At 71.0% G+C, this 25843-nt stretch carries 29 protein-coding genes; 11 read left to right on the top strand and 18 right to left on the bottom strand.

The genetic code is table 11. From position 1 onward, the window contains the following. Positions 1-53: 53 nt before the first annotated feature. Positions 54-629 carry a sigma-70 family RNA polymerase sigma factor gene (locus G412_RS0112030; protein ID WP_028812321.1) on the bottom strand — a complete coding sequence of 192 codons (576 nt, stop codon included), beginning with the start codon at positions 627-629 and terminating at the stop codon, positions 54-56. 253 nt (positions 630-882) lie between these two features. Then, on the bottom strand, positions 883-1494 hold the full coding sequence (locus G412_RS0112035) for a response regulator transcription factor (RefSeq protein WP_003948568.1): 612 nt from the start codon (positions 1492-1494) through the stop codon (positions 883-885). Positions 1495-1885: 391 nt separating this feature from the next. On the opposite strand from G412_RS0112035, the gene G412_RS37955 reads away from it, so the two are divergent. Then, on the top strand, positions 1886-2212 hold the full coding sequence (locus G412_RS37955; protein ID WP_028812322.1) for a WhiB family transcriptional regulator: 327 nt from the start codon (positions 1886-1888) through the stop codon (positions 2210-2212). Positions 2213-2324: 112 nt separating this feature from the next. Here the strand turns inward: G412_RS37955 and G412_RS0112045 are convergent, their stop codons facing one another. Continuing rightward, positions 2325-3221 carry a LysR family transcriptional regulator gene (locus tag G412_RS0112045; protein WP_028812323.1) on the bottom strand — a complete coding sequence of 299 codons (897 nt, stop codon included), beginning with the start codon at positions 3219-3221 and terminating at the stop codon, positions 2325-2327. Positions 3222-3301: 80 nt separating this feature from the next. Here G412_RS0112045 and G412_RS34140 point away from each other — a divergent pair, with 80 nt between their 5' ends. From G412_RS34140 to G412_RS0112085, 8 genes are all read left to right on the top strand, one after another. Then, positions 3302-4009, top strand: a complete 708-nt coding sequence (locus G412_RS34140) for an MOSC domain-containing protein (RefSeq protein WP_078606926.1) — start codon at positions 3302-3304, stop codon at positions 4007-4009. A gap of 10 nt (positions 4010-4019) precedes the next feature. Further along, the gene (locus G412_RS0112055) at positions 4020-4793 is read left to right on the top strand and encodes an SDR family NAD(P)-dependent oxidoreductase (protein WP_028812324.1); all 774 of its coding nucleotides are present in this window, start codon (positions 4020-4022) and stop codon (positions 4791-4793) included. 154 nt (positions 4794-4947) lie between these two features. Further along, positions 4948-6033 carry a substrate-binding domain-containing protein gene (locus G412_RS0112060; RefSeq protein ID WP_028812325.1) on the top strand — a complete coding sequence of 362 codons (1086 nt, stop codon included), beginning with the start codon at positions 4948-4950 and terminating at the stop codon, positions 6031-6033. A gap of 108 nt (positions 6034-6141) precedes the next feature. After that, a complete protein-coding gene (locus G412_RS0112065; protein ID WP_028812326.1) occupies positions 6142-7464 on the top strand; it encodes an ABC transporter substrate-binding protein in 1323 nt (440 codons plus the stop codon). 7 nt (positions 7465-7471) lie between these two features. Continuing rightward, complete coding sequence (locus G412_RS0112070; protein WP_028812327.1) at positions 7472-8365, top strand: carbohydrate ABC transporter permease; 894 nt, start codon at positions 7472-7474, stop codon at positions 8363-8365. Then, positions 8362-9231 (top strand): carbohydrate ABC transporter permease, encoded by an 870-nt coding sequence (locus G412_RS0112075; protein WP_028812328.1) that lies wholly within the window; start codon positions 8362-8364, stop codon positions 9229-9231. The genes G412_RS0112070 and G412_RS0112075 overlap by 4 nt, the downstream gene beginning before the upstream one ends. 59 nt (positions 9232-9290) lie before the next feature. Further along, the gene (locus tag G412_RS0112080; RefSeq protein ID WP_028812329.1) at positions 9291-10319 is read left to right on the top strand and encodes a hydroxyacid dehydrogenase; all 1029 of its coding nucleotides are present in this window, start codon (positions 9291-9293) and stop codon (positions 10317-10319) included. 63 nt (positions 10320-10382) lie between these two features. After that, positions 10383-11078 (top strand): ester cyclase, encoded by a 696-nt coding sequence (locus tag G412_RS0112085; protein WP_028812330.1) that lies wholly within the window; start codon positions 10383-10385, stop codon positions 11076-11078. Between the two features lie 83 nt (positions 11079-11161). Here G412_RS0112085 and groL read toward each other — a convergent pair whose 3' ends face one another. From groL to G412_RS0112105, 4 genes are all read right to left on the bottom strand, one after another. Next, positions 11162-12787, bottom strand: coding sequence for a chaperonin GroEL (gene groL / locus G412_RS0112090; RefSeq protein WP_028812331.1), 1626 nt, complete (start codon positions 12785-12787; stop codon positions 11162-11164). A gap of 94 nt (positions 12788-12881) precedes the next feature. After that, positions 12882-13190 (bottom strand): co-chaperone GroES, encoded by a 309-nt coding sequence (groES, locus tag G412_RS0112095; protein WP_028812332.1) that lies wholly within the window; start codon positions 13188-13190, stop codon positions 12882-12884. Between the two features lie 228 nt (positions 13191-13418). Beyond that, positions 13419-14282, bottom strand: coding sequence for a polysaccharide deacetylase family protein (locus G412_RS0112100; protein WP_028812333.1), 864 nt, complete (start codon positions 14280-14282; stop codon positions 13419-13421). Further along, positions 14279-15217: a polysaccharide deacetylase family protein gene (locus G412_RS0112105; protein WP_037648554.1), complete on the bottom strand. Its 939-nt coding sequence runs from the start codon at positions 15215-15217 to the stop codon at positions 14279-14281. The genes G412_RS0112100 and G412_RS0112105 overlap by 4 nt, the downstream gene beginning before the upstream one ends. 82 nt (positions 15218-15299) lie before the next feature. Between G412_RS0112105 and G412_RS0112110 the strand changes: the two genes are divergently transcribed. Beyond that, entirely contained in the window at positions 15300-16499 is a 1200-nt protein-coding gene (locus tag G412_RS0112110; protein WP_425274470.1) for a THUMP-like domain-containing protein, read from the top strand. Positions 16500-16660: 161 nt separating this feature from the next. Here the strand turns inward: G412_RS0112110 and G412_RS0112115 are convergent, their stop codons facing one another. Genes G412_RS0112115 through tsaB form a run of 5 tightly spaced genes read right to left on the bottom strand, consistent with a single transcriptional unit; the run spans position 16661 to position 19849 of the window. Continuing rightward, positions 16661-17287 carry a hypothetical protein gene (locus G412_RS0112115; protein ID WP_028812336.1) on the bottom strand — a complete coding sequence of 209 codons (627 nt, stop codon included), beginning with the start codon at positions 17285-17287 and terminating at the stop codon, positions 16661-16663. 34 nt (positions 17288-17321) lie between these two features. Further along, a complete protein-coding gene (locus G412_RS0112120; protein WP_208857866.1) occupies positions 17322-17570 on the bottom strand; it encodes a hypothetical protein in 249 nt (82 codons plus the stop codon). An 11-nt stretch (positions 17571-17581) separates the two neighbouring features. Beyond that, positions 17582-18679: a tRNA (adenosine(37)-N6)-threonylcarbamoyltransferase complex transferase subunit TsaD gene (gene tsaD / locus G412_RS0112125; protein ID WP_028812338.1), complete on the bottom strand. Its 1098-nt coding sequence runs from the start codon at positions 18677-18679 to the stop codon at positions 17582-17584. Then, the gene (rimI, locus tag G412_RS0112130) at positions 18672-19172 is read right to left on the bottom strand and encodes a ribosomal protein S18-alanine N-acetyltransferase (protein ID WP_037648662.1); all 501 of its coding nucleotides are present in this window, start codon (positions 19170-19172) and stop codon (positions 18672-18674) included. Before rimI ends, tsaD begins: the two co-directional genes overlap by 8 nt. A 17-nt stretch (positions 19173-19189) precedes the next feature. Next, entirely contained in the window at positions 19190-19849 is a 660-nt protein-coding gene (gene tsaB / locus G412_RS0112135; RefSeq protein WP_028812340.1) for a tRNA (adenosine(37)-N6)-threonylcarbamoyltransferase complex dimerization subunit type 1 TsaB, read from the bottom strand. Between the two features lie 112 nt (positions 19850-19961). Here tsaB and G412_RS0112145 point away from each other — a divergent pair, with 112 nt between their 5' ends. Beyond that, positions 19962-20531, top strand: coding sequence for a hypothetical protein (locus G412_RS0112145; protein ID WP_425274467.1), 570 nt, complete (start codon positions 19962-19964; stop codon positions 20529-20531). Positions 20532-20554: 23 nt separating this feature from the next. Here the strand turns inward: G412_RS0112145 and G412_RS40130 are convergent, their stop codons facing one another. The 6 genes from G412_RS40130 to G412_RS0112175 form a co-directional block, all read right to left on the bottom strand. After that, positions 20555-20722 (bottom strand): hypothetical protein, encoded by a 168-nt coding sequence (locus G412_RS40130; protein ID WP_167546455.1) that lies wholly within the window; start codon positions 20720-20722, stop codon positions 20555-20557. Positions 20723-20849: 127 nt separating this feature from the next. Continuing rightward, on the bottom strand, positions 20850-21365 hold the full coding sequence (tsaE, locus tag G412_RS0112155; protein WP_028812342.1) for a tRNA (adenosine(37)-N6)-threonylcarbamoyltransferase complex ATPase subunit type 1 TsaE: 516 nt from the start codon (positions 21363-21365) through the stop codon (positions 20850-20852). After that, positions 21337-22569, bottom strand: coding sequence for an alpha/beta fold hydrolase (locus G412_RS0112160; protein ID WP_028812343.1), 1233 nt, complete (start codon positions 22567-22569; stop codon positions 21337-21339). The genes tsaE and G412_RS0112160 overlap by 29 nt, the downstream gene beginning before the upstream one ends. 13 nt (positions 22570-22582) lie before the next feature. Continuing rightward, positions 22583-23725, bottom strand: coding sequence for an alanine racemase (alr, locus tag G412_RS0112165; protein ID WP_028812344.1), 1143 nt, complete (start codon positions 23723-23725; stop codon positions 22583-22585). 191 nt (positions 23726-23916) lie between these two features. Further along, on the bottom strand, positions 23917-25458 hold the full coding sequence (locus tag G412_RS34145; protein ID WP_051338299.1) for a bifunctional ADP-dependent NAD(P)H-hydrate dehydratase/NAD(P)H-hydrate epimerase: 1542 nt from the start codon (positions 25456-25458) through the stop codon (positions 23917-23919). A gap of 12 nt (positions 25459-25470) precedes the next feature. Next, a complete protein-coding gene (locus tag G412_RS0112175) occupies positions 25471-25839 on the bottom strand; it encodes a holo-ACP synthase (RefSeq protein WP_028812345.1) in 369 nt (122 codons plus the stop codon). Positions 25840-25843 lie beyond the last annotated feature (4 nt).

Raw genomic sequence — 25843 nt, forward strand, 5'->3', positions numbered from 1 at the left:
TCACCTGGCGAGTTTGTACGTTCACACGGGACGCCGAGACGTGAGGTATGGCTCTACTGCCCGGCGAGCGCGCGCAGGCGGCTGAGCGCGCGATGCTGCGCGACCCGCACGGCGCCGGGTGACATGCCCAGCATCTGCCCGGTCTCCTCGGCGGTCAGGCCGACAGCGACCCGCAGCACCAGCAGCTCGCGCTGCGCCTGGGGAAGATTGGCCAGAAGTTTCTTCGCCCACTCCGCGTCGCTGCTCAGCAGCGCCCGCTCCTCGGGGCCGAGGGAGTCGTCGGGCCGCTCGGGCATCTCGTCGGACGGCACGGCGGTCGATCCGGGGTGTCGCATGGCGGCCCGCTGGAGGTCGGCGACCTTGTGCGCGGCGATGGCGAAGACGAAGGCCTCGAAGGGCCTGCCTGTGTCCTTGTAGCGCGGCAGCGCCATGAGGACCGCGACGCAGACTTCCTGTGCCAGGTCCTCCACGAAGTGACGGGCATCACCGGGCAGTCGGCTCAGCCGTGTGCGGCAGTACCGCAGTGCCAGCGGGTGGACGCGGGCCAGCAGGTCGTGCGTCGCCTGCTCGTCGCCCTCGACGGCACGTCGGACGAGTGCACCGATCACCGTCGTCTCGTCGTCGCGCATCGGTCCATGGTGCCTTGATGCCGGACCATCCGTGGCACCACGTCCGTAGTTGTGCACCGAAGCGTTATGAGCAGGTACGCCGGAACTCATCTCCTGAGCCCTCCCCTCCCGCTCGACCGAATCGTCCCCGAGGAACTCCACCCCTCAAGGATGCGGCATCGGCGGCGGAAAGGGGCACGGGCGTCCGTCGCCCCGCCCGCCGGACGGCGGACGGGGAGCGTGGCACCCACGCGGGAGCACACCGGCCCCGGTCCTATCGGACCAGGCCCCAGCGGAATCCGAGCGCGACCGCGTGCGCCCGGTCCGAGGCGCCGAGTTTCTTGAAGAGCCGCCGGGCGTGCGTCTTGACCGTGTCCTCCGAGAGGAAGAGCTCACGGCCGATCTCCGCGTTGGAGCGTCCGTGGCTCATGCCTTCGAGCACCTGGATCTCCCGCGCCGTGAGCGTCGGCGCCGCACCCATCTCCGCGGACCGGAGCCGGCGCGGGGCGAGCCGCCAGGTCGGGTCGGCGAGCGCCTGGGTGACGGTCGCCCGCAGTTCGGCGCGCGAGGCGTCCTTGTGCAGGTAGCCGCGGGCGCCGGCGGCGACCGCGAGCGCGACCCCGTCGAGGTCCTCGGCCACCGTGAGCATGATGATCCGGGCGCCAGGGTCCGCGGAGAGCAGCCGACGCACGGTCTCGACGCCGCCCAGACCGGGCATGCGTACGTCCATCAGAATCAAATCCGAGCGGTCGGCACCCCAGCGGCGGAGGACTTCCTCGCCGTTGGCCGCTGTCGTCACGCGCTCCACACCGGGCACGGTCGCGACCGCGCGGCGGAGCGCCTCTCGGGCAAGCGGGGAGTCGTCGCAGACGAGGACGGATGTCATGACGGTCCTCCGCGGCTCTCACAGCTGCTGCGCGTCACCTTGAGCCTCCAGGCTGGTACATATCTCGTCACCTGTGCGATTGACGCTCTCGGACACTTGCCCGATCGCTTGTTCTCTCAACCGCCTCGCACTCTCAACGACGGTCACTCGAAAGAGTTACGGGTCGGACGGGCGCCATCAGCACTCTACGTGAGGGCTCGGTTGCACAGAAGCGCATCGAGGGTCGCCATGCCCCCTAAGTAAAGCTATGCCCCATTTAGCGGCTTTTCTTCCGTTTTGCTGGTGTCTGTGGCTAGATTCGCAATGAGTCATATTTACATCTACTTGCACAAGTAGATGCCACCTCACGGTCCAGACGCACTCTCGATGCATCGATGCAAGGGGACAAGCAATGGCAGATTTCTCCCGCCTTCCCGGACCCAACGCCGACCTGTGGGACTGGCAGCTCCTCGCAGCGTGCCGCGGGGTGGACAGCTCGCTCTTCTTTCATCCGGAGGGAGAACGGGGCGCGGCACGGAGTGCGCGTGAGAACTCGGCTAAGGAGGTCTGCATGAGGTGCCCGGTACGCGCGGAATGTGCGGCACACGCCCTCGCGGTGCGTGAGCCCTACGGCGTATGGGGCGGACTGACCGAGGACGAGCGTGAAGAGCTGATGGGCCGCGCGCGCACCCGCCTCATCGTGGCGTCAACAGGGCCCACCAATACGCCATCTCCCTGAAGGAACGTTTCTGCACGGCGCCTGAGCCCACGTCAGAGCCGGAGCCCGAGCCCGAGCCTGAGCCCGCGAGCGAACCCGCACCCGGCCCCCACAGACGACCGCACGGCCCCGCTCAGCGAGCCGCAGCCAGCGCCAGCTGGTCGAGCGTGGCCGCCACCGCCGGCACCTGAGCCAGGTCGGGCAGCGTGAGCGCCACGATCTCGCGCCGCACGGCGGGCTCCACCGCCACGGTGCGCGCCCCCTTCGGGCGTACCGACTCCATCGCCAGCTCCGGCAGGACCGCGACCCCCAGGCCGGCGCCGACCAGGCCGATCACCGCCGGATAGTCGTCGGTCGCGAAATCGATCCGGGGCGCGAAGCCCGCGCTCTCGCACACCTCGACCAACTGCCTGCGGCAGCGCGGGCAGCCCGCGATCCACGGCTCGTCGGCCAGTTCGCCGATGCCGACCTCGCCGGCGTCCGCGAGCCGGTGCCCCTCCGGGACCAGGCCGACGAGGCGGTCGGTGAGCAGCGGGCGTACGACCAGATCGTTCCAGTCCTCGGTGGCGCCGCCGGGCCCGTACCGGAACGCCAGCGCCACGTCGCAGTCGCCCTCGCGCAGCATCTCGACCGAGCGCGGCGGCTCCGCGTCGACCAGTGAGACGCGGGTGCCGGGGTGGGCGGCGCGCAGGGCGGCCAGCGCGGTGGGGACGAGGGTGGAGCTGCCGCTGGGGAACGACACCAGGCGGACGCGTCCGGCGCGCAGGCCGGCGATGGCGGCGACCTCCTCCTCGGCGGCGGTCAGCCCGGCGAGGATTCCGGCGGCGTGCCGGACGAGCGCCTCGCCCGCCTGGGTGAGGCGCATCTCACGGCCCGTACGGATGAGGAGTGTGGTCCCCGCCGAGTGTTCCAGGGCCTTCATCTGCTGGCTCACGGCGGGCTGCGTGCAGCCCAGCTCGCGCGCGGCGGCGGAGAAGGAGCCGGTGGCGGCCACGGCGCGCAGGACACGGAGATGACGGGCTTCGATCACTCTTCAAGCATAAGTGACTCTTGGGTTTGCCGCAGAATAATGGCGAGCAACTTTGAGTCACAGCCGGTTAGCGTTCGGCCATGAAGCTTTTGACAGTGAATCTGGGCCGGGCACAGGCAGTGGACTACACCGATGCCCCGAGTGGCAGGACCGGCATTCACAAGCAGCCCGCCGATGGACCCGTACGGGTGGTGGCGCCCGGCCCGAAGGGTGTCGGGGCGAGCGGCCTGGTGGGGGACGCGGTGTGCGACACGCGCCACCACGGCGGGAACGACCAGGCGGTGTACGCCTTCGCGCGTGAGGACCTCGACGGCTGGGAGCGCGAGCTCGGACGCACCCTGGTCAACGGCTCGTTCGGCGAGAACCTCACCACCCTCGGGCTCGACGTGAACGGCGCGCTGATCGGTGAACGCTGGCGCATCGGCGGCGACTTGGTCCTGGAGGTGACCTGCGGGCGCATTCCGTGCCGTACGTTCGCCACCAGTCTCGGCGAGAAGGGGTGGGTCAGGCGCTTCACGCGGCAGGCCGCGCCCGGCGCGTACCTGCGGGTGATCGCGCCCGGCGAGATACGGGCGGGCGACGCCATCGAGGTCGTGCACCGCCCCGCCCACGACGTCACGGTGAGCGTGCAGTTCAGGGCGGGGACGACGGAACGCGAGCTGCTGCCGCGCACGCTGGCGGCCGGTGACTCGCTGCACCCCGAGGCGCTGGAGGCCGCGCGCAAGTACGTCACCCGACAGTCCTCGGCGGGAAAGCCTGAAGGGCAGGCGGGGTATCCGGGGCACTAACGTGCCCCGCATGACGACTGCACTCATTACAGGGGCGACAGCAGGCATCGGCGCCGCCTTCGCGCGACGCCTCGCCACGGACGGGCACAACCTGGTGCTGGTGGCCCGCGACACCGAGCGGCTCCAGGAGCAGGCGACAGAACTGCACGACCTGCACGGCATCGAGGCGGAGGTGCTGACCGCGGACCTGTCGACAGAGGCCGGGATCGCGTCGGCCGAGACGCGGTTGTCGGACCGCAGACATCCGGTGGATCTGCTCGTCAACAACGCCGGCTTCGGCAATAAGGGGCGCTTCCTCGAAGTGTCCATGGCCGACGAACTGACCATGCTGAAGGTGCACTGCGAGGCGGTCCTGCGGCTGACGGCGGCGGCCACGGCGGGGATGAAGGAGCGGGGGCGCGGCGGTGTCGTCAACGTCGCGTCGGTCGCGGCCTTCGTACCGCGCGGGACGTACGGCGCCTCGAAGGCGTGGGTCGTGCAGTTCACGCAGGGTGCGGCGCGGGACCTGGCGGGCAGCGGGGTACGGCTGATGGCGCTGTGCCCCGGCTTCGTGCGTACGGAATTCCACGAGCGGGCCGGGATGGGAACGGACAACATCCCGGCGTGGATGTGGCTGGACGCGGACAAGCTGGTGGCGGCGGCGATGGGCGATCTGGCGCGCGGGAAGACGGTGTCGGTGCCGGACCCCCGGTACAAGGCGCTGATGGGCGCGGTGAAGCTGGCGCCGCGCGGCCTGCTGGGAGGGATCACCTCCAAGACCGGCCGCAAGTACGGGCCCCAGTAGTCGAGTCCTCGGCACGGGTGCGCTCGTCGAGGGGCGTCGCCGGAACGCGGAACCCGGCCTGATCGAACGTCAATGGATTGCGGTTGAATGATCGAAATCCTATCGTTCGATCACGCTGGTTTCTGTGCCACACACTGCGAGGGGGACTGCCGCCGTGCGCGAGAGTGCTGCTGAACGTCACGACCGACTGCTAGGCCTGGTACGGGAACGGGGCTCGGCCCGCGTCTCGGAGCTCGCCGGCCGGCTGGGCGTCTCGGCCGTCACGGTGCGCCGGGACGTCGAGGAGTTGGCCGGGCGGGGGCTGCTCGACCGGGTGCACGGGTCGGTGTCGTGGCCGCGGGAGAAGGGCGGTCCGGCGCCGGCCGGGGCAGGCGCCGGCCTGGTGCTCGGCATGCTGGCCCCCTCGGCGACGTACTACTTCGCCGAGGTCATCCGGGGCGCGCACGAGGCCGCGGCGCGGGCCGGCGCCCGGCTGATCCTGCGGATCTGCGACTACCGCCCGGAGGAGGACCAGGCACGCACCGAAGGCCTGCTGGCGGCCGGGGCCGAGGGGCTGCTGGTGGCGCCTGGATGGCGGCGGCCGGGCGACCCGGCGGCGTACGGCGACTGGATCACCTCGCTGCCCGTGCCCACCGTGCTGCTGGAGCGGCAGCCGGTGCCCGGGTCGCCGCTGGACGGGCTCGACCGGGTCTGCTCGGACCACCGGCACGGGGTGCTGCTGGCCGTGCGCCACCTGATGGAGCTGGGGCACGGGGCGCCGCTGCTGATGGCCCGTGACGACTCGCCGACGGCTCTCGCGGTGCGTTCGGGGTACGCGGAGGCGCTCGGCGCGCTGAGGGTGCGGGCGCCGCGGGAGGTGATCGACTCCGTACCGGCGGAGGTGCGTCCGGACCGGTTCGAAGCGGCGGTGCAGGCACTGCGGGCGGCGGTCGCCTCCGGGACGGCAACGGCCGCGCTGATCCACAACGACGTGGACGCGATCCAGGTGGTGCAGCGGCTCGCGGAGCTCGGTGTGCGGGTGCCGCGGGATCTCGCGCTCATCGCGTACGACGACGAGGTGGCGGCGCTCGCGGACACCCCGCTGACAGCGGTGGCACCGCCCAAGCACGAGGTGGGACGGCATGCGACCGGGCTGCTGGTGGAGCGGCTCGGGCAGCAGCGCGGGGCGGACGGGCAGGAGCCGCGGCGGCATCTGACGCTGCTTCCGCAGTTGCGCGTACGGGCGTCCTGCGGAGCCTGAACCATCTGTTCTTTTCTCGATCAATCGATCTTTCGCTCTTGACTTCGCTCAGTGCTGGCTCAAGGATCACGGCCAACGCAATGTCGCCGCCCGTTCAGGAGCCGTGCCGTGAGCCCCAGTTGGAACAGAACGTCCCCTGCCATAGTCGGCGCCGCCACCGCCCTCGCCGTTCTCACGGCCTGCGGCGGCGGCGGTAACGGCAGCAACGACAGCACCGACGGAACGAAGCCCGTCTCGATCACCTTCTGGGGGTGGGCCAAGGGCTCGAAGGAGGTGGTCGACGCCTTCAACGCCTCGCACAAGAACATCCGGGTGAAGTACGAGGAGATCCCCTCCGGCAACGCCGGTGGCTACGCCAAGATCTCCAACGCCGTGAAGGCCGGCAACGCCCCCGACCTGGTATCCATCGAGTACCCGATGCTCCCGGAGTTCGTCAGCCAGGGCTCGGTCCAGGACATCAGCGGCCACCTGACCGATGACGTGAAGAAGAAGTTCCTGCCGCAGGCGGTCGAGCTGACCACCCTGGGCGGCAAGAACTGGGCCGTCCCCTTCGACGCCTCGCCGCAGGCCTTCTACTACCGCAAGGACCTGTTCACGAAGTACGGCGTCGAAGTCCCCACGACATGGGACGAGTTCCGCGAGGCCGCCGAGAAGGTCAAGAAGGCCGACGGGAAGGCACGCATCGGCACCTTCTTCCCCGACGACCCGACCACCTTCCAGGCGATGGCCTGGCAGGCCGGCGCCCAGTGGTTCAAGGCCGAGGGCGACACCTGGAAGGTCGACACGAGCGACGCCGCGACGACGAAGGTGGCGGCGTACTGGCAGGGGCTGCTCGACGACGGCCTGGTCCGCAACAACGCCTCCTTCAGCCCGGAGTGGACCAACTCCCTCAAGAGCGGCGGCACCATCGGCTATCTCGGCGCCTCCTGGGGCGCGGGCGTCCTGACGGGCACCCTGCCGGAGCAGAGCGGCAAGTGGGCCGTCGCCCCGATGCCGTCGTGGGACGGCAAGCCGGCCAGCGGCATGCTGGGCGGCTCGACCTTCGCCGTGACCAAGGGCAGCGACAAGACCGGGGCGGCGGTCGAGTTCGCGAAGTGGATGACGACCACGGAGGACGGCATCAAGGCCCGGATCGCCTCCGGTACGTCGAGTGCCTTCCCAGCCGCGGCAGAGCTGCGGCCGGCCGCGAAGCAGGCCTTCGACGCGACGTACTACGGCGGCCAGGACATCTACCAGGTCTTCGAGGACGCCGGCGCCTCCATCAGCCCCCACTGGGCCTGGGGTCCGAGCACCGGTACCACCAACACCGTCATCAAGGACGAGTTCGGCAGGGTCGCGCGCGGCGGCGCGACGATCGCCGACGCGGTCAGGGCCGGGCACGACGCGACGGTCTCCGAGCTGAAGAAGCGCGGCCTGAAGGTGGAGGGCTGAGAAGAACGTGAAGGCCACCCGCACCCATACCGCCGCCGGCGTACTGCTGACTCCCTTCTTCGTCCTCTTCACCCTGGTGATGGTGGTGCCGATCGGATACGCGGTCTGGCTGAGCCTGTTCACCGAGAAACAGTCGGGACTGGGCTTCGGCGGAAAGGAGACCGTCTTCAGCGGCCTCGCCAACTACGCGGCGGCGCTGGGTGATCCGGCCTTCCGCGAGGGCTTCGCCGTACTCCTCGGGTACTGCGTCTTCTACATCCCGCTGATGATCGGCGGAGCCCTCGCACTCGCACTGCTCCTCGACTCCACGCTGGCCCGCGCCCGCCGCTTCTTCCAGCTCGCGCTCTTCCTGCCGCACGCCGTACCGGGCATCATCGCCGCGCTGATCTGGGTCTATCTCTATACGCCCCAGCTCAGCCCGGTCGTCGACGCCATGGAGGCCGGCGGCATCGGCTTCGACTTCTTCGCACCCGAAGGCGCCCTCCCCTCCGTCATCAACATCGCGCTGTGGGAATGGCTCGGCTACAACATGGTGATCTTCTACGCCGCCCTCCAGGCCGTCGACCGCTCCGTGCTCGAAGCGGCCACGGTGGACGGGGCGGGCGCCTGGCGCATCGCGCTCAGCATCAAGGTCCCGCTGATCCGCGCCTCGGTCGTGATGGTCGCGCTGTTCACGGTCATCGGCTCGCTGCAGCTCTTCACCGAGCCGCTGATCATCAACAAGGGCACCGGATCATCCGTCACCTCCACCTGGACGCCGAACATGTACGCGTACACCGCGGCCTTCGACCGTAACGACTACGGGCTCGCGGCCGCCGCCTCCGTACTCCTCGCGCTCACCGCCGCGCTGCTCTCCTTCGCCGTCACCCGCTTCACCGGCCGGAAGGGGAAGAAGGCATGAACTCTCCCGCCAAAGGCTCTCCGACCCAGGCCAGTCGCCGGCTTTCGAAGACCGCGGTCAACGGCGCGCTCGTCCTCGCCACGCTCTACATGCTTCTCCCCCTCGTCTGGCTGGTCACCGCCGCCACCAAGGACACCGGCGGCCTGCTCGCCGGAAACGCCTTCTCCTTCGAGGACTTCAACCTCGGCGCGAACCTGTCCGCGCTGGCGACGTACAGCGACGGCGTCTACTTCCGCTGGTACCTCAACAGCCTTCTGTACGCGGGCGGCGGAGCCGTGGTCAGCTCGCTGATCAGCGTCGCCGCGGGCTACGCCTTCGACAAGTACCACTTCCCCTGCAAGGAGAAGCTCTTCGGCGTCGTCCTGCTCGGCGTGCTGGTCCCGACCACCGCGCTCGCCCTGCCCATGTACCTGCTCGCCAGCGAGGTGGGCATCGTCAACACCTACTGGGCCGTGCTCGTCCCCGTACTCGTCCACCCCTTCGGCGTCTACCTCGCCCGGGTCTTCAGCGCCGGCTACATCCCGGACGAGGCCCTCGAAGCCGCCCGTATCGACGGGGCCGGCGAGCTGCGCACCTTCTGGTCCATCGGTATGCGCATGATCATGCCGGGCTTCGTGACCGTCTTCCTCTTCCAGTTCACCGCGATCTGGAACAACTTCTTCCTCCCCCTGGTGATGCTCTCGGACCAGGAGCTCTTCCCGCTGAGCCTCGGTCTGTACGCGTGGAACAGCAACGCCCACGGCGAGCCGGAGTTCTACCCGCTCGTCGTCACCGGCTCCCTCCTCGCCGTCGTCCCCCTGATCGTCGCCTTCGTCTCCCTCCAGCGGCACTGGAAGGCCGGGCTCACCGCCGGAAGCGTCAAGTGACGCACGTGAGCGACCGTCACGCGCCCGTCACGCGACCGAAGAGGAGCCCGACTTCCACCATGCACCACGCCACTGACAATCAGCCGTCCCTGCTCCTCGCCATGGCCCCCGGCATCGCGGAACGCCTGTTCACCGAGCGCCACCGCGCCCGCCTGGCCGAGCTGTCGCGCACCGATCCGCACCTCGTCGCGCACGACCTCACCACCCCCGCACCGCACATCGCGGCGGCCTTCGCCGAGGCGGAGGTCCTCTTCACGTGCTGGGGCGCCACCCCGCTCACCGCCGAAGTCCTCGACGCCGCCCCGAACCTGCGCGCCGTCATCCACGCGGCGGGTTCCGTCAAGCACCACATCACCCGGGCCTGCTGGGACCGCGGCATCGCCGTGACCTCGGCAGCAGCCGCGAACGCGCTGCCCGTGGCCGAGTACACGCTCGCCGCGATCCTCTTCGCCGGCAAACGCGTCCTGCTCGCGGCCGCCCGCTATCGCGCCCTGCGCGCCGGCCACGACTGGCGCGCGGAACTCGACGGCGCCGGAAACCACCGCCGCACCGTGGGCATCGTCGGTGCCTCGCGCATCGGGCGCCGCGTCATCGAACTGCTGCGCCCCTTCGACCTGGACGTCCTGCTGTACGACCCGTACGTCGACCCGCGCGAAGCCGCCGCGCTCGGCGTCGAGCTCGCGCCCCTCGACGAGCTGTGCGCCCGCAGCTCCGTCGTCTCGGTCCACGCCCCCCAGCTCCCGGCGACCCACCACATGATCGACGCCCGCCGGCTGGCCGCGATGCCCACCGGCGCAACGCTGATCAACACCGCCCGCGGCTCCCTCATCGACGAGGCCGCGCTGCTCCCCGAGCTGGCCTCCGGCCGCCTGAACGCCGTACTCGACGTGACGGAACCGGAACTGCCGCCCCCGGACTCGCCGTTGTACGACCTCCCCAACGTCCTGCTGACGCCCCACATCGCGGGATCCCTCGGCGACGAACTCCACCGCATGGCCGACCAGTCCCTGGACGAGCTGGAGCGTTACGCGGCGGGCCGCCCCTTCGCCGATCCCGTCCACCCGGCGGCCCTGCACCACTCCGCCTGACACGGACGGACAATCCACGCATTTCACTAGACTGGACGTGTCCCACCCCAGACGGGAGGCGCCATGAAATTCGTACAGCTAATCGATTACAAGACCGAGCGGTCCGATGACATGAACCGGCTCATGGACAGGTGGGTCGAACAGACCAAGGGCAAGCGGACCGCCACGCACAACATCATCGGCAAGGACCGGTCCGAGACCAACCACTACGTCGAGATCGTCGAATTCCCGTCGCACGAAGAGGCGATGAAGAACTCCCATCTGCCGGAGACCGATCGCACATTCCAGGAGATGGTGACGCTCTGTGACGGGATGCCGTCGTTCACCGACCTCGATGTGGTCCGCGACGAACAGCTGAACAAGGACCTGTGCAACCGGTTCTTCGACGAGATCGCCGTCGGCGGCAACCTGGACGCCATCGACGAGGTGTTCGCGGCCGACTACCGGGACCACGACATCCTCAAGGAAGAGGACACCACGGTCGGCGCCGACGTCATCCGCAGTGACCTGACCGGCTGGCGCGACGGCTTCGACTTCCGCTTCACCATCGACAAGCAGGTGGCCGAGGGCGACGACGTCGTAACGCTGTGGACCTGGAACGGCACCCACAAGGGTGAATTCATGGGCGTCGCCCCCACGGGCAAGAAGTGCGCCATGACCGGCACCACGGTCTTCAGCTGCCACGACGGGAAGATCCGGGAAGGCTGGTGGCACATGGATGCCATGAGCCTGATGCGGCAGCTCGGCGCGATCCGTTAGACAGAATCCCGCACAGAAAACAGCGAGGCCCCCGTCCCCACCACTGAGCGGTGGAAACAGGGGCCTTCTGGCGTCGTACGACGTCAGTGGCTGTGGCCGTGGCCGCCGTGACCGGCGTCCCCCTCGTCCTCGGCCGGCTTCTCGACGACCAGGGTCTCGGTCGTGAGCAGCAGCGACGCGATGGACGCGGCATTCTCCAGCGCGGAGCGGGTGACCTTGACCGGGTCGATGACGCCGGCCTTGACCAGGTCGCCGTACTCGCCGGTCGCGGCGTTGAAGCCGTGGCCCTTGTCGAGCTCGCTCACCTTGGCGGTGATGACGTAGCCCTCAAGGCCCGCGTTCTCGGCGATCCAGCGCAGCGGCTCGACGACGGCGCGGCGGACGACCGCGACACCCGTGGCCTCGTCGCCGGTCTTGCCGAGACCGTCTTCCAGCACCTTCGCGGCGTGGACCAGAGCGGAGCCACCACCGGAGACGATGCCCTCCTCGACCGCGGCGCGGGTCGCGGAGATGGCGTCCTCCAGACGGTGCTTCTTCTCCTTCAGCTCCACCTCGGTGGCGGCGCCGACCTTGATCACGCACACGCCGCCGGCCAGCTTCGCGAGGCGCTCCTGGAGCTTCTCGCGGTCCCAGTCGGAGTCCGTGGACTCGATCTCGGCCTTGATCTGGTTGACGCGGCCGGCGACCTCGTCGGCGTTGCCACCGCCGTCGACGATCGTCGTGTCGTCCTTGGTGACGGTGACGCGGCGGGCGGTGCCCAGCACGTCGAGACCGGCCTGGTCGAGCTTGAGGCCGACCTCTTCGGCGATGACGGTCGCACCGGTGAGGGTGGCGATGTCACCGAGCATGGCCTTGCGGCGGTCACCGAAGCCGGGAGCCTTCACCGCGACGGCGTTGAAGGTGCCACGGATCTTGTTGACGACCAGGGTCGACAGGGCCTCGCCCTCGACGTCCTCGGCGATGATCAGCAGCGGCTTGGAGGCGCCGGCCTGGATGACCTTCTCAAGGAGCGGCAGCAGGTCCTGGATCGAGGCGATCTTGCCCTGGTGGATCAGGATGTACGGGTCGTCGAGGACGGCCTCCATACGCTCCTGGTCGGTCACCATGTACGGCGACAGGTAGCCCTTGTCGAAGGCCATGCCCTCGGTGAAGTCGAGCTCCAGACCGAAGGTGTTGGACTCTTCGACGGTGATGACACCGTCCTTGCCGACCTTGTCCATCGCCTCGGCGATGAGCTCGCCGACCTGCGAGTCCTGGGCGGAGAGCCCGGCCACGGCGGCGATGTCGGACTTGTCGTCGATCGGACGGGCGTTCGCGAGGAGGTCCTCGGAGATCGCCTTGACCGCGGCGTCGATGCCCTTCTTCAGGGCGGCCGGGGAAGCACCGGCGGCGACGTTGCGCAGACCCTCGCGAACCAGGGCCTGGGCCAGCACGGTAGCGGTGGTGGTGCCGTCACCCGCGATGTCGTTGGTCTTGGTCGCCACCTCCTTCACGAGCTGGGCGCCCAGGTTCTCGTACGGGTCGTCGAGCTCGACCTCACGCGCGATCGTGACACCGTCGTTGGTGATGGTGGGGGCGCCGAACTTCTTGTCGATGACGACGTTGCGGCCCTTGGGGCCGATCGTCACCTTCACCGTGTCGGCAAGCTTGTTGACGCCGCGCTCGAGGGCGCGACGGGCGTCCTCGTCGAACTTCAGAATCTTCGCCATGGAGCTTCTCTGTCCTCTCAAACGAAATGCGCCCCGGGCCACCCGGCATTCGCTGGGGGCCAGGGGCGCAAATCAAAAGCAATCTTCGGGCGAATTACTTCTCGATGATCGCGAGCACGTCGCGAGCCGAGAGGACGAGGTACTCCTCGCCGCTGTACTTCACCTCGGTGCCGCCGTACTTGCTGTACAGCACGACATCGCCGACGGATACGTCGAGCGGCAGGCGCTCGCCGTTCTCGAAGCGGCCCGGGCCCACGGCCAGGACGACGCCCTCCTGGGGCTTCTCCTTGGCGGTGTCCGGAATGACCAGGCCAGAGGCCGTGGTCTGCTCGGCGTCGAGCGGCTGGACCACAATGCGGTCCTCGAGCGGCTTGATGGCAACCTTGGAGCTGGTGGTCGTCACGGTCCGGTCTCCCCCTTCGGAGATCTCACGGGGTTAACTGATGTGGGGTGGCGACCAGGTGGATCCGTCGTCGCGGGTGCCGGACCTGCCCGTCGCTACTGTTGGCACTCCCCAGTGGAGAGTGCCAACGCCGAGACTATGACGCGGTTAGCACTCGGTCAAGCGGAGTGCCAATCCTGCGCCGCCTCACGTGTTGACGGACGGGCCCCCGGGGGCCGGCCGGCAGCGTCAGAGGTAGTCCTCCAGCCGCGCCACGGCGAACCCCTGCTCCTGGATACGCCGCAGCATCCGCGTCGTCATCTCGGTGATCGTGGCGCCCTTGAGCTCGCCGGGGCCGCAGAAGTGCGCCAGCACGATGTCGCCCGGCCGCAGCCGGTCGCCGTACGCGTACCGCAGGTCGTTGATCTGCATCGAAGCCCCCCACAGCACCACCGCCTCGGCCCCGCAGTCGCCCGCCGCCCGCAGCGTCTGGTTGTTGTACGCACCGTACGGCGGCCGAAAGAGCCGTGGCCTCGTCCCGAAGCGGGCCTCCAGGCGGTCCTGCTGGCCGCAGATCTGGGCGCGCTGTCCGGCGTACGGGAGACCGGGCAGGTACGTGTGGTCGACGGTGTGGTTCTGCACGGTGCTGAGCCCGCCGCCCGCCCGCCTCAGCCGGTCGAAGTGGTCGTATCCGGGAGAGGCCACGCTGTCCGTCAGGAACATGCTGATCGGAAGCTTGAGCTCGTCGACCATCCGCACGAACTCCGGATCGCGCTCCGCCCCGTCGTCGAAGGTGAGGAAGACGACCTTGTCGCGGGTCGGTACGCGGTGCACGACGAAGGGGCGCTCCGGTTTACGCACCGGCGGTGCCGGCGCGGCACGCAGCGGCGCCCGCAGTCCCCAGCGGGCGTACGCCCCGGCGCGCGGGGCCGGTGGGGGGTGCGCGCGGAGCCCCTGGGCGCCGGCGGCCCCCACGGCGCGCACCTTGGGGGCGACGCTGCGCACTGCCTTCCTCCCCAGCCGCTCGATCGGTTCCACGGACTGCGCGCAGCCGGTGAGCGTCAGCGCACCGGCCGCCAGCAGCCCGGCCGCCAGCCGGTGCGCGCGCCTCACAGGTAGTCCTCCAGCCTGGCGACGGCGTACCCCTTGGCGGTGACCGTCTTCATGACCCGCCGGATCATGTCCGGCATGGTGCCCTTCCAGTCCCCCTTGCCCCGGAAGTGCGTGAGGATGATGTCACCGGGATGCAGGTCGCGGTCCCACTCGCGCCACTCCATCCGGTCGGGGAACGCCTCGGCGTTCCACAGCGGCACGGCCTCGATGCCGCAGGAGCGGGCGGCGCGCAGGGTGTCGGCGTTGTAGTTGCCGTACGGCGGCCTGAAGAGCTTGGGCCGTTTGCCGTACCGCTGCTCAATGACGGTCTGCATGCCGCAGATCTCGCGCTTCTGCTGGGCGTAGGAGAGGCCGGGCATGTAGCGGTGGTTGAGGGTGTGGTTGTGCAGCGCTACGCCGCGGCCCTGCATCCTCTCGAAGTAGCCGTAGTTCTCGCGTACCAGGTAATCGCTGAGGAACGCGCTGTAGGGGATGCCCAGTTCGGTCATCATCCGCAGCAGCTCCGGGTCCTTCTCCGCGCCGTCGTCCATCGTCAGGAAGACGACCCGCTCCTTGACCGGCACGGTGGTGAAGACGGGAGGCAACCCCGGACCCGCGCTGAATCCCTTGCGGGTGGTGATCTTGGGTTTCACCGCGGGTGGTGGGGGCGCGGCGAGCGGGGGTCGCGCGAGGCCCCACTTCTTGGCGGCGGCGACGCGCAGGGCCTGGGCCCGCCGCAGCCGTTCGGCGTATCCGGCCAGGTCCTGGTCCGCCCCCGGCCGGTACGCCTGCTGCTGGCCGGGGGCGGGGGTGGGCTGCCCGCCCTGCTCCGGCGTGTCGGCGGGCCCGGTGGCACATCCGGATCCGATCGCGGAGGCAAGGAGCACGGCCAGGACCATACGGACCTGCCTGCGACACTTCCTCCTAGTTTCTTCCTTTTGTCGTACTAGCTGCATGGTGTGGGATCCTGTCAGCGCACGGCACCGTCTTGGGGGCGACACCGCGACCGGGCGCGTACGGTCCCCCGGCTGGCCCACAATTGACCGGGTGAACGACCTCGATGCCCCTGACGCCCTGGAATCCTTCGCCGCCCTGCGCACCGAAGAGGGCCACGCCCTCCTCGCCGCGCTCCGTGACCACAACCCCGCGGACGAGCTGGCGACGGCGACCCGGCTGCGCCGTGACCACCCCGCCGCGCTGGTCTCGGCGGCGCTCGGGCAGGCGCGGCTGCGGCAGCGGGCGGTGGCGAAGTTCGGCGCCGAGGACGCGTACCGGATGTTCTTCACCCCGAACGGCGTGGAACAGGCCACCCGCACGGCGGTGGCGGCGTACCGCGCCGGGCGCTTCGCCGCTCTGGGCGTACGGAGCGTCGCCGACCTGTGCTGCGGCATCGGGGGCGACGCGATCGCGCTGGCCCGCGCCGGGATCCGGGTCCTGGCGGTCGACCGCGACCCGCTGACGGCGGAGGTGGCCCGCGCGAACGCGGACGCGCTCGGCCTGGCCGCCCTCATCGAGGTCCGCTGCGCCGACGTCACGACCATCGACACCTCGCCGTACGACGCGGTCTTCGTCGACCCCGCACGGCGCGGCGGCCGCGGCCGGATCTTCGACCCGGAGGCCTACTCCCCGCCCCTGTCCTGGGCGATCGAGGCGGCCCGTACGACCGGGCACGCCGCACTCAAGATCGCGCCGGGCGTCCCGCACGAGGCGGTCCCCGCCGACGCCGAGGCGGAGTGGATCTCGGACGGCGGCGACGTGAAGGAGGCGGTGTTCTGGTTCGGCACGGCCCCGAAGACGGTCCGCGCCACCCTGCTCCCCGGCCCGCACACCTTGGTCGGCACCGGGTTGCCGGACCCCGGCCCCGGCATGGTCGGCCGCTACCTCTACGAGCCGGACGGCGCCGTCATCCGCTCGCATCTGGTGGCCGAGGTCGCCGAGCGGGTGGGCGGCCGCCTGATCGACGAGACGATCGCGTACATCACGGCGGACGAGCTCCACCCGACGCCGTACGCCACCGCGTACGAGATCACGGACCAGCTCCCCTTCGGCCTGAAGAAGCTGAAGGCGCTGCTGCGGGAGCGGGGCGTCGGCGTACTGACGGTGAAGAAGCGCGGCTCGGCGATCGAGCCGGAGGAGCTGCGCCGCAAGATGAAGCTGTCCGGGCCGCACTCGGCCACGGTCTTCCTCACCCGAGTGGCGGGCGCCCCGACGGTACTGATCGGCCACCCGGCGCCATAACCCCTGGCCGCCCCTGCGGGGCCCCGCCCCTTCCCGGCTGTGACATGTGCGGCTCCGCCGCGGGGGGCAAGCCCCCAGGCCCCGGACGCCCTGCGGGCGTGTCCTCAAACGCCGGACGGGCTGGTTTGCCACGCAGCGGCCACCCGCACGCCCCGCACCCCTCAGCCCCGCCCCGCCCCCATCCGCACCGCCCACCGGTAGTGCCCCACCGCCTTCGCCGCGCCGAGCAGGCCCGCCAGCCACAGGATGACGCCGAGCCCGATGAAGAAGACCGCGTCCGTGTACGTGTCGGACCCCGGCCGCGCCGTCACCGCGAAGCCCAGCGACGACCACAGCCCGAGCCCGCACACCGCCACGGAAGAAAGCAGCCACGCGAGGCTGAGCCCGGGGGCGCGCCACGGGGCGGCGGAGAAGCCGTGGTCCCGGCCCACCTGCGCCCATCCCACCAGCAGCCGGCGGACCGTACGGTCGCGCCGCACGCCCATGCCGAGGAAGATCCAGCACGTCACGACGCCTGCGAGCCCGAGCGCGCCGAAGACCGCGCCGAAGACGGCGACGAGCGGGTCGCCCGGCCCCTCGAACGCCCGGAGGGCCGCCCCGACGATCCCCCACCCGAGCGCAGCGCCCCCCACCAGCAGCCAGAACCGCACCAGCCGTCCGGGCCCGAGATGACGCGCGATCAGCTCGTCCATGGCCCGTGCCCGGTCGGCGAGCATCGCCTCGGCGCCGGGCCAGGCCCGTAGGTGCTCGGGCGGCGGGGGTGGAGGAAGCGGCGTACGGCGAGGCATGCGCACGACACTACCCAGTGCCCCACCGGCAGGTTCAGGCCCCGTCGACCGACTCGAAGCGCCAGCGGTGAACCGCCCGCGTGATCAACCCCGCCTCCGGCTCCGGGAGTTCCGGCAGCTCCGCGTCGTACTCCGCGTCCCACCACGTCATCACGAGCACCCGGTCCTGCGGCGCCCGCAGAATCTCCGTGCGCTCCGGCTCACGCGCCAGGACCCGCGCCTGCGCCCGCGCCCACTCCAGCAGCTCCGCGCCCCTGCCCTCGACGGCGCGGGCCTCCCACATCAGCGCGACGGTCACGAGTAGAGGTTGTCCTTACTGATCTCGTGCACGTGGTCGTGGCCGTGATGCGCGCCCGGTACGTGCGGCTCCGTCACCGGCAGCGACGAATCCGCCGACAGGTCCCAGTCCGACGCCGCCCGGCCCCGCGCCACCATCTCCGCGCCGAGCGCCGCCACCATCGCCCCGTTGTCCGTGCACAGCCCCGGCCGCGGCACCCGCAGCCGAATGCCGGCCCGCTCGCACCGCTCCGCCGCCAGCGCCCGCAGCCGCGAGTTGGCCGCCACACCGCCGCCGATCATCAGGTGGTCGACGCCCTCGTCCTTGCACGCCCGGACCGCCTTGCGCGTCAGTACGTCGACGACCGCCTCCTGGAAGGAAGCCGCCACATCCCGCACCGGCACGTCCTCGCCCGCACTGCGCTTGGCCTCGATCCACCGCGCCACCGACGTCTTCAGCCCCGAGAAGGAGAAGTCGTACGCCGCGTCGCGCGGCCCGGTCAGACCGCGCGGGAAGGCGATCGCCTTCGGGTCGCCCTCCTTCGCGAGCCGGTCGATGACCGGCCCACCCGGAAAGCCGAGATCCAGCACCCGCGCGATCTTGTCGAACGCCTCGCCCGCCGCGTCGTCGATGGTCGCGCCCATCGGCCGTACGTCGCTCGTGATGTCGGGGGCGAGCAGCAGCGACGAATGCCCGCCGCTCACCAGCAGCGCCATCGTGGGCTCGGGCAGCGGCCCGTGCTCCAACTGGTCGACGCAGATGTGCGAGGCCAGGTGGTTCACGCCGTACAGCGGCTTCCCGAGCGCGTAGGCGTACGCCTTCGCCGCGGATACGCCCACCAGCAGCGCACCCGCGAGCCCCGGACCCGCCGTCACCGCGATGCCGTCCAGGTCGGAGGCGGCGACCCCGGCCTGCTTCAGCGCGCGCTCGATGGTCGGAACCATCGCTTCCAGGTGCGCACGCGACGCGACCTCCGGCACCACACCGCCGAAGCGGGCGTGCTCGTCGACGCTTGAGGCGATGGCGTCGGCGAGCAGGGTCGTACCGCGCACGACGCCGACGCCGGTCTCGTCGCAGGAGGTCTCGATGCCGAGGACGAGCGGTTCGTCAGCCATGGTGAATCTCGGTTTCTTGTTCTTGTACGGAGGTCGCTGGGTTTGCCGGGTCGGTCGTCGTCGTCAGCCGCATCACGAGCGCGTCGACATTGCCGGGCTGGTAATAGCCGCGCCGGAAGCCGATCGGCTCGAAGCCGAACCGCTCGTACAGCTTCTGGGCGCGCGTGTTGTCGACACGCACTTCGAGCAGCACCTCGGTGCATTCGAAAGCGGTCGCGTGCCCCAGCAGGTCGGTGAGCAGCCGGGACCCGAGCCCGGTGCCCCACTGGTCCTTCGAGACGGCGATGGTCTGTACGTCGCCGAATCCACCGGCGGCGGCCAGTCCGGCGTACCCGACGATGCGGCCCGCCTCCTCGGCCACCACATAGCGGCGGGTGGCCCGCGGCCCGCGCGCGTGAGCGAGCTCCGACCAGAACATCCCGGCCGACCAGGCGTCCTCGGGGAACAGCTCCCGCTCCAGATCGAGCACCGGGTCGATGTCCCACCAGCGCATCTCTCTCAGCACCGCGGTCACTTCGGAGTGACCACCTTGTAGTTCTTCGGGACCTGTGCGTCGGGCCGGCGCAGATACAGCGGCAGCGGCGCCAGAAAGCCCCCGGCGTCCCCCGCCGCGAGCTTCTCGGCGGCCAGCGACGCCAGGGCGCCCGCCGACTGGTGCTCGGGTCCGCGCGCGTCGGGGAAGGCCTCGGGGTAGAGCAGCGCGCCGGAGCCGACCACGGGCAGGCCCGCGAGCTGCTCCGCGATGTCGGCGGGCCGGTCGACGGCGGGATCCCCCACGCGCGTACGGGCATCGGCGTACCGCGCCCAGTAGACCTCCTTGCGGCGCGCGTCGGTGGCCACGGCGAAGGGCCCGGCGATCCCCGCGGCGTACGCGAGACCGTCCAGGGTGCACAGCCCGTGCACCGGCACCCCGAGCACGAGGCCGAAGGTCTCGGCCGTGGCGAGCCCGACGCGCAGTCCGGTGTACGGGCCGGGGCCGACGCCCACGACGATCCCGGTGACGGCGTCGAGTTTCAGACCGGCTTCGGCGAGGACGCGGTCGACGGTGGGCAGCAGCAGCTCCCCATGACGGCGTGCGTCGACCTGACCGGCCTCGGCGACGACGGAATCCCCGTCGTGGAGGGCGACGGTGACGGCTGGGGTGGCGGTATCAACGGCGAGCAGGAGCACACAAACAGCCTACGGCCCGCGCACGGCGTGCACGGCGTCCCCCGTCCTTCCCGGCACCTGCTGCTACCGTCGCCACCACATGCGCCCCAGCACGAACATGAGGTGGACCAAGGTGGCAAGGAGCAGCTCGGGAATCGTGGCCGGGCTCACCGCGGCAGCCGTGGCGGCGGTCGCTTTCCTCGCCTACCAGGCGTCGGCGAGTGCCCCTTCCCCCGAGCAGCTCGCCGAACCCCGCGCCGGCAAGGCCCCCGCGGCGCACGCCTCGCAGCCGCCCAAGGGGCCGGCCAAGGAGAAGGACGCGCTCGCGGTGCCGGCCCGGTCGGGCACGGGGACCCGCGTGGTCTACTCGCTGGCCGAGCGGCGGGTGTGGCTGGTGGACGGGAAGGGCAGGGCGAGCAGGACCTTCCAGGTCGCCCCGAGCACGGTGAGCCCGCCGCCCGGTACGTACGCGGTGAGCTCGCGCTCGGGGAGCATCACCGGCTCGGACGGCGTGCAGGTCGAGCACGTCGTACGGTTCGCGACGGTCGAGGGTGTGTCGATCGGCTTCAGCGCCGCGGTCGACGGGTCGATGCCGGTCCCGGACCCGAAGAGCAAGACCGGCGGGGTACGCATGCCGCGCGCCGACGGCGACGCGATGTGGAGCTTCGCGACGGTCGGCGTGAAGGTCGTAGTCGTCCCGTAAATACGCCCGCAAGAGGGACAGGGCTAGGCGGCGTCGCGCTGCCGCGCGCGCTCCTCGACGGGCGCCTCGGGCGCCTCGCCCTCCTGCGGCTGTTCTCTGGGCGGCGTGGAGACCGCAGTGGCCGCCGCGCACGAGGCCAGCAGGTCGCGCATGGAGAGAGGCTGAGGCGCTTCGTTCTCTGAAGCCGGCATGGATGCCTCCTGGGCTCCGGTTGAGCAGGCGTGGTTAGGTAGACCTAACCAGTCTCGGTACCCATGTGACCATGCCTGCCCGCACCGGCGCAACATCTTGCCGACGTCTTGTCGGAACGTACGGACGTCAGGCGCCCAGCGCGGCCAGGTCCTCCCCGGCCCAGCGCGCGCCGATCCCGTGCACCGTCACGTGACGCACATCGTCGTCACAGTCGCCCACAGCCCGGTGGATGACCACGTGGAGCCGGTCGTCGGACAGTTCCTCGACCTTCCCGTCGCCCCACTCGACGACCACCACGGAGTCCGGCAGCGAGACGTCGAGATCAAGGTCCTCCATCTCGTCGAGCCCGCCGCCGAGCCGGTACGCGTCGACGTGCACCAGCGCGGGGCCGCCGGTCAGGGAGGGGTGGACACGCGCGATGACGAACGTGGGCGACGTCACGGCGCCGCGCACCCCGAGCCCTTCACCGAGCCCGCGCGTCAGCGTCGTCTTGCCGGCGCCGAGCTCGCCGGAGAGCATCACGAGATCGCCGGGCCGCAGCACTTTGGCGAGCCGGCGCCCGAACTCCTGCATTAGGTCGGGCGAGTGGACAACGAGGGCGGCGGAGGTGACATCAGCCGCCGGGCTGTGCGGTGCTTCCATACGTCCCAACGTTAGCGGCTGCCGGTACGGCGCCCACCCTGGCCAGCAGGTCCGCGAGCCGGTCGGTGACCACCTCGGGGTGCTCCAGCATGACCAGGTGACCGGCGTCCGGGACTATCACCAGCTCGGCGTCCGGCAGCAGCCGCGCGATGCCCTCGCTGTGCTCGCTGGGCGTCACCAGGTCCTTGTCGCCCGCGAGCACGAGGACCGGCACCTCGGCGAAGATCTCCAGTGCGTCCGCCTTGTCATGGTCGGTGAACGCCGGATAGAACTCGGCAACGACATCGATCGGCGTCCCCTCGATCAGCCGCTCCGCGAACCGCGCCACAGCCGGGTCCACGTCCTTCGAACCGAACGAATAGCGCTTGATCAGCCCGGCGAAGAGATCAGCGGTCGCCCGCCGCCCGCGCTCGACGATCTCCGCCTGCGTTCCCAGCGCGCGCAGCAGACGCGGCAGGACACGGCGTACGGCGTTCACGCCCGCCACCGGAAGCCCGAAATTGACCTCGCCGAGCTTTCCCGACGACGTACCGACGAAAACAGCACCCACCACCCGCTCGCGGACGATCTCAGGGAACTGATCCGCCAGGGCCATCACGGTCATGCCGCCCATCGAGTGCCCCACCAGCACCAGCGGCCCCTGGGGCGCGGCGGCGTCGATGACGGCCTTCAGGTCCCGCCCCAGCTGCTCGATGTCGACCGCGACACCACGCCCCTGGGCCGCCCCGCGCTCCGAACGGCCGTGACTGCGCTGGTCCCAGTGCACAGTCCGGACAACACCCCGCAGGGCCGCCCGCTGAAAATGCCAGGAGTCCTGACTCAGACAGAAGCCGTGACTGAAAACGACAGTGACAGGGGCCGGGTTCTTGCGCCCGAAGAGCCGGCGCCGCCGCGGGCCGGACGACGCACCGTCCGCCTCCACCTCGTCCACTTCGTAGTAGATCCGGGTCCCGTCGTCCGCCAATGCCTGCCCCGGCATCCCGCGCAGCGCGCCGTACGGGCCCGAGGCGTCCAGCGCGAGCCGCGCCTTCCGCCGCATGCCGCGACCGACGGTCAGCCGCTCAAGGGCGACACCCGCGGCCGCGCCCGCCGCGACCACACCTATCGCGGCACCGGCCACACCCGCCCGGCGCCAGTTGCCGACGGCGGCGGTCGCGGCCTCCGCCGCCACCTCCGCCACGCCGGGCGCGCTGCTCTCGCTCACGGTGCCGCTCCTCCTAGCTGTCGGGGTCCTCATTCACATAGACGCGTGGTACCCGCGATCCGATGCGGGTGACAATTTCGTACGCGATGGTGCCCGCGGCCTGCGCCCAGTCCTCTGCCGTCGGCTCTCCCCGGTCGCCGGGCCCGAACAGCACGGCCTCGTCCCCCGGCTTCACCACGTCCGGCCCGAGATCCACCACGAACTGGTCCATGGCGACCCGCCCGGCGACCCGCCGCCACTTGCCCCCCACCAGCACGGGCCCGGTACCGGACGCGTGGCGCGGGATGCCGTCGGCGTACCCGACCGGGATGAGCCCGAGGTTCGTCTCCTCGCCCGTCACGTAGTGATGCCCGTAACTGACGCCGTGCCCCTCCGGCACCCGCTTGACCAGCGCCACAGAGGCAGCGAGCGTCATCACGGGCCGCAGCCCGAAGTCGGCGGGTGTGCCGAGCTCGGGGCTCGGCGAGACGCCGTACATGGCGATGCCGGTCCGTACGAGATCGAAGTGCGTCGCGGGCAGGGTGAGCGTCGCGGGCGAGTTGGCGAGGTGCCGGACCTCTGGCTCGGCCCCAGCCTTCTCGGCGTACTCGACCAGGTCCCGGAAAACAGCCAGCTGAACAGCGATCGAGGGATGCCCGGGCTCGTCCGCACAGGCCAGGTGCGACCAGAGCCCGGTAACCCTGACGGCGTCCCGCGCCTCCAGGGCATGCCGGACCAACTCGGGCCAGTCAGCGGGCTGGCACCCGTTGCGCCCGAGCCCGGTGTCAGCCTTGAGCTGTACGCGCGCCACCCGCCCCGCCGCGCGCGCGGCCCCGACCACTTCCTCCAGCGCCCACATCCCGCTCACGGACACGTCGATGCCCGCCTCGACCGCCGCGCGCCACGGCCCGCCGGGGGTCCACAGCCAGCACATCAGCGGCCCGTCGAACCCGGCGGCGCGCAGAGCCAGCGCCTCTTCGGGGGTGGCTGTCCCGAGCCAGGTCGCCCCGGCGTCGAGGGCCGCGCGGGCACAGCGCACGGCGCCATGTCCGTACGCGTCCGACTTCACCACAGCCATCAACTGGGCCCCCGCCGCACGCGCACGCAAAGCCCGCACGTTGGCTCGCAGGGCCGCCAGGTCGATCTCGGCGCGGGCTCGCATGGGGGTATGGGTCATCGCGGTCATCGCGCCAAGTGTCTCAGAGCCGTACGACAGCCCCGCTCTCCCACCACCGCGCTGCTCCCAGGGTCGATGGGTATCCACCAACCGGCGGGCCAGGAGCGAGACGGCGCGAGGGGGCGGGACGCGCAGGGGGCGCTGTTCGGGACGTAAAGCGTGATTTGTGGGCAGGACGCGGGCTTCGCACCTCAACACCGCACCGCGCCTAAATCATGCAGTCCCGAACGGCGCCCCCGGAGCGGCCCGCCCCGCCCCACAACCCCCCGCCAGGCCCCCGGCACCGCGTCCGCAACGTCGTGCGCCCCCACAGGCGCCGCGCCCACCCCCGCACCGCCCGCCGCCAACCGACCCGCCAGCCCATGCAGATACGCCGCCACCGACCCCGCGTCCACCGCCCCCAGCCCCGCCGCGAGCAACGCCCCCGCAAGCCCCGACAGCACGTCCCCACTGCCCGCTGTGGCCAGCCACGGGGTCCCCGTCGGATTCACCCGCACAGGCCGCCGCACAAACCCCGCACCCGCGCCCCCCGCCGGCGCCACCAGCGTCGTAGACCCCTTCAGCAGCACAGTCGCCCCGTACAGCGCGGCCAGCTCCCGCACCGCGACCAGCCGCCCCGCCTCCACTTCCTCCCGCGACACCCCGAGCAGCGCGGCCGCCTCCCCGGCGTGCGGCGTAAGCAGCGTCGGCGCGTCCCGCCCCCGCACCATCTCGGGCTCCAGCGGCCGCAACCCGTCCGCGTCCACCAGCACCGGCACATCACTCGCCAGCACATCCCCCAACGCCCGGCCCGCGTCCTCCCCCAGCCCCGGCCCGACCACCCACGCCTGAACCCGCCCCGCCTTCGACGGCGGCCCCGCGTGCACCAGCGCCTCGGGGTAGCGCGCGATGACCGCGTCCGCCCCGTGCCCGACGTACCGCACAGCCCCGGCACCGCCCCGCAGCGCCCCCGCGACGGCGAGCACCGCCGCCCCCGGATACCGCTCCGACCCGGCCACGACGCCCACCACCCCGCGCCGGTACTTGTCGCTCTCCGCCCCGGGGACCGGCAGCAGCGCGGCCACATCCGCGTGCTGCAGCGCCTCGACATCGGCCTCCGCCGCCCCGAGGTCGAGCCCCAGCTCAACCAGCCGCACGGCCCCCACGTACTCCCGTGCGGGGTCAATCAGCAGTCCGGGCTTGTACGTACCGAACGTCACCGTCGCGTCAGCGCGCACGCACTCCCCGCGCACCTCCCCACTGTCGGCCTCGACGCCGCTGGGCAGATCCACGGCGACGACAATCGCCCCGGAGTCCCGCGCGGCCTGCGCGGCCCGCGCCAACGGCACAGCAGCCTCCCGCAGACCACCCCGCCCGCCGATCCCAGTGATCCCATCGATCACCAGATCCGCACCGGCCACACCCACACCCGCCCCACCACCACCAGCGACCACCCCCCCGGCCCGCCCCAACGCCGCCAGCCCACCCCCATGCGCCCGCTCCGCGTCGAGCAGCACGGCGGTCACCCCCGCCCCCCGCCGGGCCAGCCGCGCCCCCGCGTACAGCGCGTCGCCCCCGTTGTCCCCGCTCCCCACCAGCAGCACGACCCGCGCCCCGTACACCCGCCCCAGCAGCCCCGCACACACCGCGGCGAGCCCGGCCGCGGCCCGCTGCATGAGCGCGCCCTCAGGGAGCCGGGCCATCAGCTCCCGCTCGGCGGTCCGCACGGTCTCCACGCCATAAGCAGCACGCATCAGAAAAACCCCTCACCCTTCGGCAATGACAACCGCGGAAGCGATCCCCGCGTCGTGACTGAGCGAGACATGCCAGGACCGCACCCCGAGCGCCTCCGCCCGCGCCAGCACCGTCCCGCTCACCCGCAGCCTCGGCTGCCCGCTGTCCTCGACGTACACCTCCGCGTCCGTCCAGTGCAGTCCCGCAGGCGCGCCCAGCGCCTTCGCGAGGGCCTCCTTCGCCGCGAACCGCGCGGCGAGCGAGGCGATGCCACGCCGGTCACCGCTGGGCAGGTTCAACTCACTACTCAGGAAAAGCCGTTCGGCCATCTGCGGCGTACGCTCCATCGACACCCGGAAGCGCTCGATCTCGGCGACGTCGATTCCCACACCAATGATCACGCGC

This window comes from Streptomyces flavidovirens DSM 40150 (assembly GCF_000429085.1).
In the GTDB taxonomy this organism is placed as follows: Bacteria; Actinomycetota; Actinomycetes; order Streptomycetales; family Streptomycetaceae; genus Streptomyces; species Streptomyces flavidovirens.

What these genes read in the sequence shown, in the direction of transcription:
- G412_RS37955 (WP_028812322.1), top strand. Translation starts at nt 1,886, where the DNA reads ATGGCAGATTTCTCCCGCCTTCCCGGACCCAACGCCGACCTGTGGGAC.
- tsaE (WP_028812342.1), bottom strand. Translation starts at nt 21,365, where the DNA reads ATGGAAGCACCGCACAGCCCGGCGGCTGATGTCACCTCCGCCGCCCTC.
- G412_RS40130 (WP_167546455.1), bottom strand. Translation starts at nt 20,722, where the DNA reads ATGCCGGCTTCAGAGAACGAAGCGCCTCAGCCTCTCTCCATGCGCGAC.
- rimI (WP_037648662.1), bottom strand. Translation starts at nt 19,172, where the DNA reads ATGCGCTGGTGGGACATCGACCCGGTGCTCGATCTGGAGCGGGAGCTG.
- G412_RS0112075 (WP_028812328.1), top strand. Translation starts at nt 8,362, where the DNA reads ATGAACTCTCCCGCCAAAGGCTCTCCGACCCAGGCCAGTCGCCGGCTT.
- G412_RS0112055 (WP_028812324.1), top strand. Translation starts at nt 4,020, where the DNA reads ATGACGACTGCACTCATTACAGGGGCGACAGCAGGCATCGGCGCCGCC.
- G412_RS34140 (WP_078606926.1), top strand. Translation starts at nt 3,302, where the DNA reads ATGAAGCTTTTGACAGTGAATCTGGGCCGGGCACAGGCAGTGGACTAC.
- G412_RS0112080 (WP_028812329.1), top strand. Translation starts at nt 9,291, where the DNA reads ATGCACCACGCCACTGACAATCAGCCGTCCCTGCTCCTCGCCATGGCC.
- G412_RS0112115 (WP_028812336.1), bottom strand. Translation starts at nt 17,287, where the DNA reads ATGCCTCGCCGTACGCCGCTTCCTCCACCCCCGCCGCCCGAGCACCTA.
- tsaD (WP_028812338.1), bottom strand. Translation starts at nt 18,679, where the DNA reads ATGGCTGACGAACCGCTCGTCCTCGGCATCGAGACCTCCTGCGACGAG.
- G412_RS0112030 (WP_028812321.1), bottom strand. Translation starts at nt 629, where the DNA reads ATGCGCGACGACGAGACGACGGTGATCGGTGCACTCGTCCGACGTGCC.
- G412_RS34145 (WP_051338299.1), bottom strand. Translation starts at nt 25,458, where the DNA reads ATGCGTGCTGCTTATGGCGTGGAGACCGTGCGGACCGCCGAGCGGGAG.
- G412_RS0112105 (WP_037648554.1), bottom strand. Translation starts at nt 15,217, where the DNA reads ATGCAGCTAGTACGACAAAAGGAAGAAACTAGGAGGAAGTGTCGCAGG.
- G412_RS0112035 (WP_003948568.1), bottom strand. Translation starts at nt 1,494, where the DNA reads ATGACATCCGTCCTCGTCTGCGACGACTCCCCGCTTGCCCGAGAGGCG.
- alr (WP_028812344.1), bottom strand. Translation starts at nt 23,725, where the DNA reads ATGACCCATACCCCCATGCGAGCCCGCGCCGAGATCGACCTGGCGGCC.
- groL (WP_028812331.1), bottom strand. Translation starts at nt 12,787, where the DNA reads ATGGCGAAGATTCTGAAGTTCGACGAGGACGCCCGTCGCGCCCTCGAG.
- G412_RS0112120 (WP_208857866.1), bottom strand. Translation starts at nt 17,570, where the DNA reads ATGTGGGAGGCCCGCGCCGTCGAGGGCAGGGGCGCGGAGCTGCTGGAG.
- G412_RS0112085 (WP_028812330.1), top strand. Translation starts at nt 10,383, where the DNA reads ATGAAATTCGTACAGCTAATCGATTACAAGACCGAGCGGTCCGATGAC.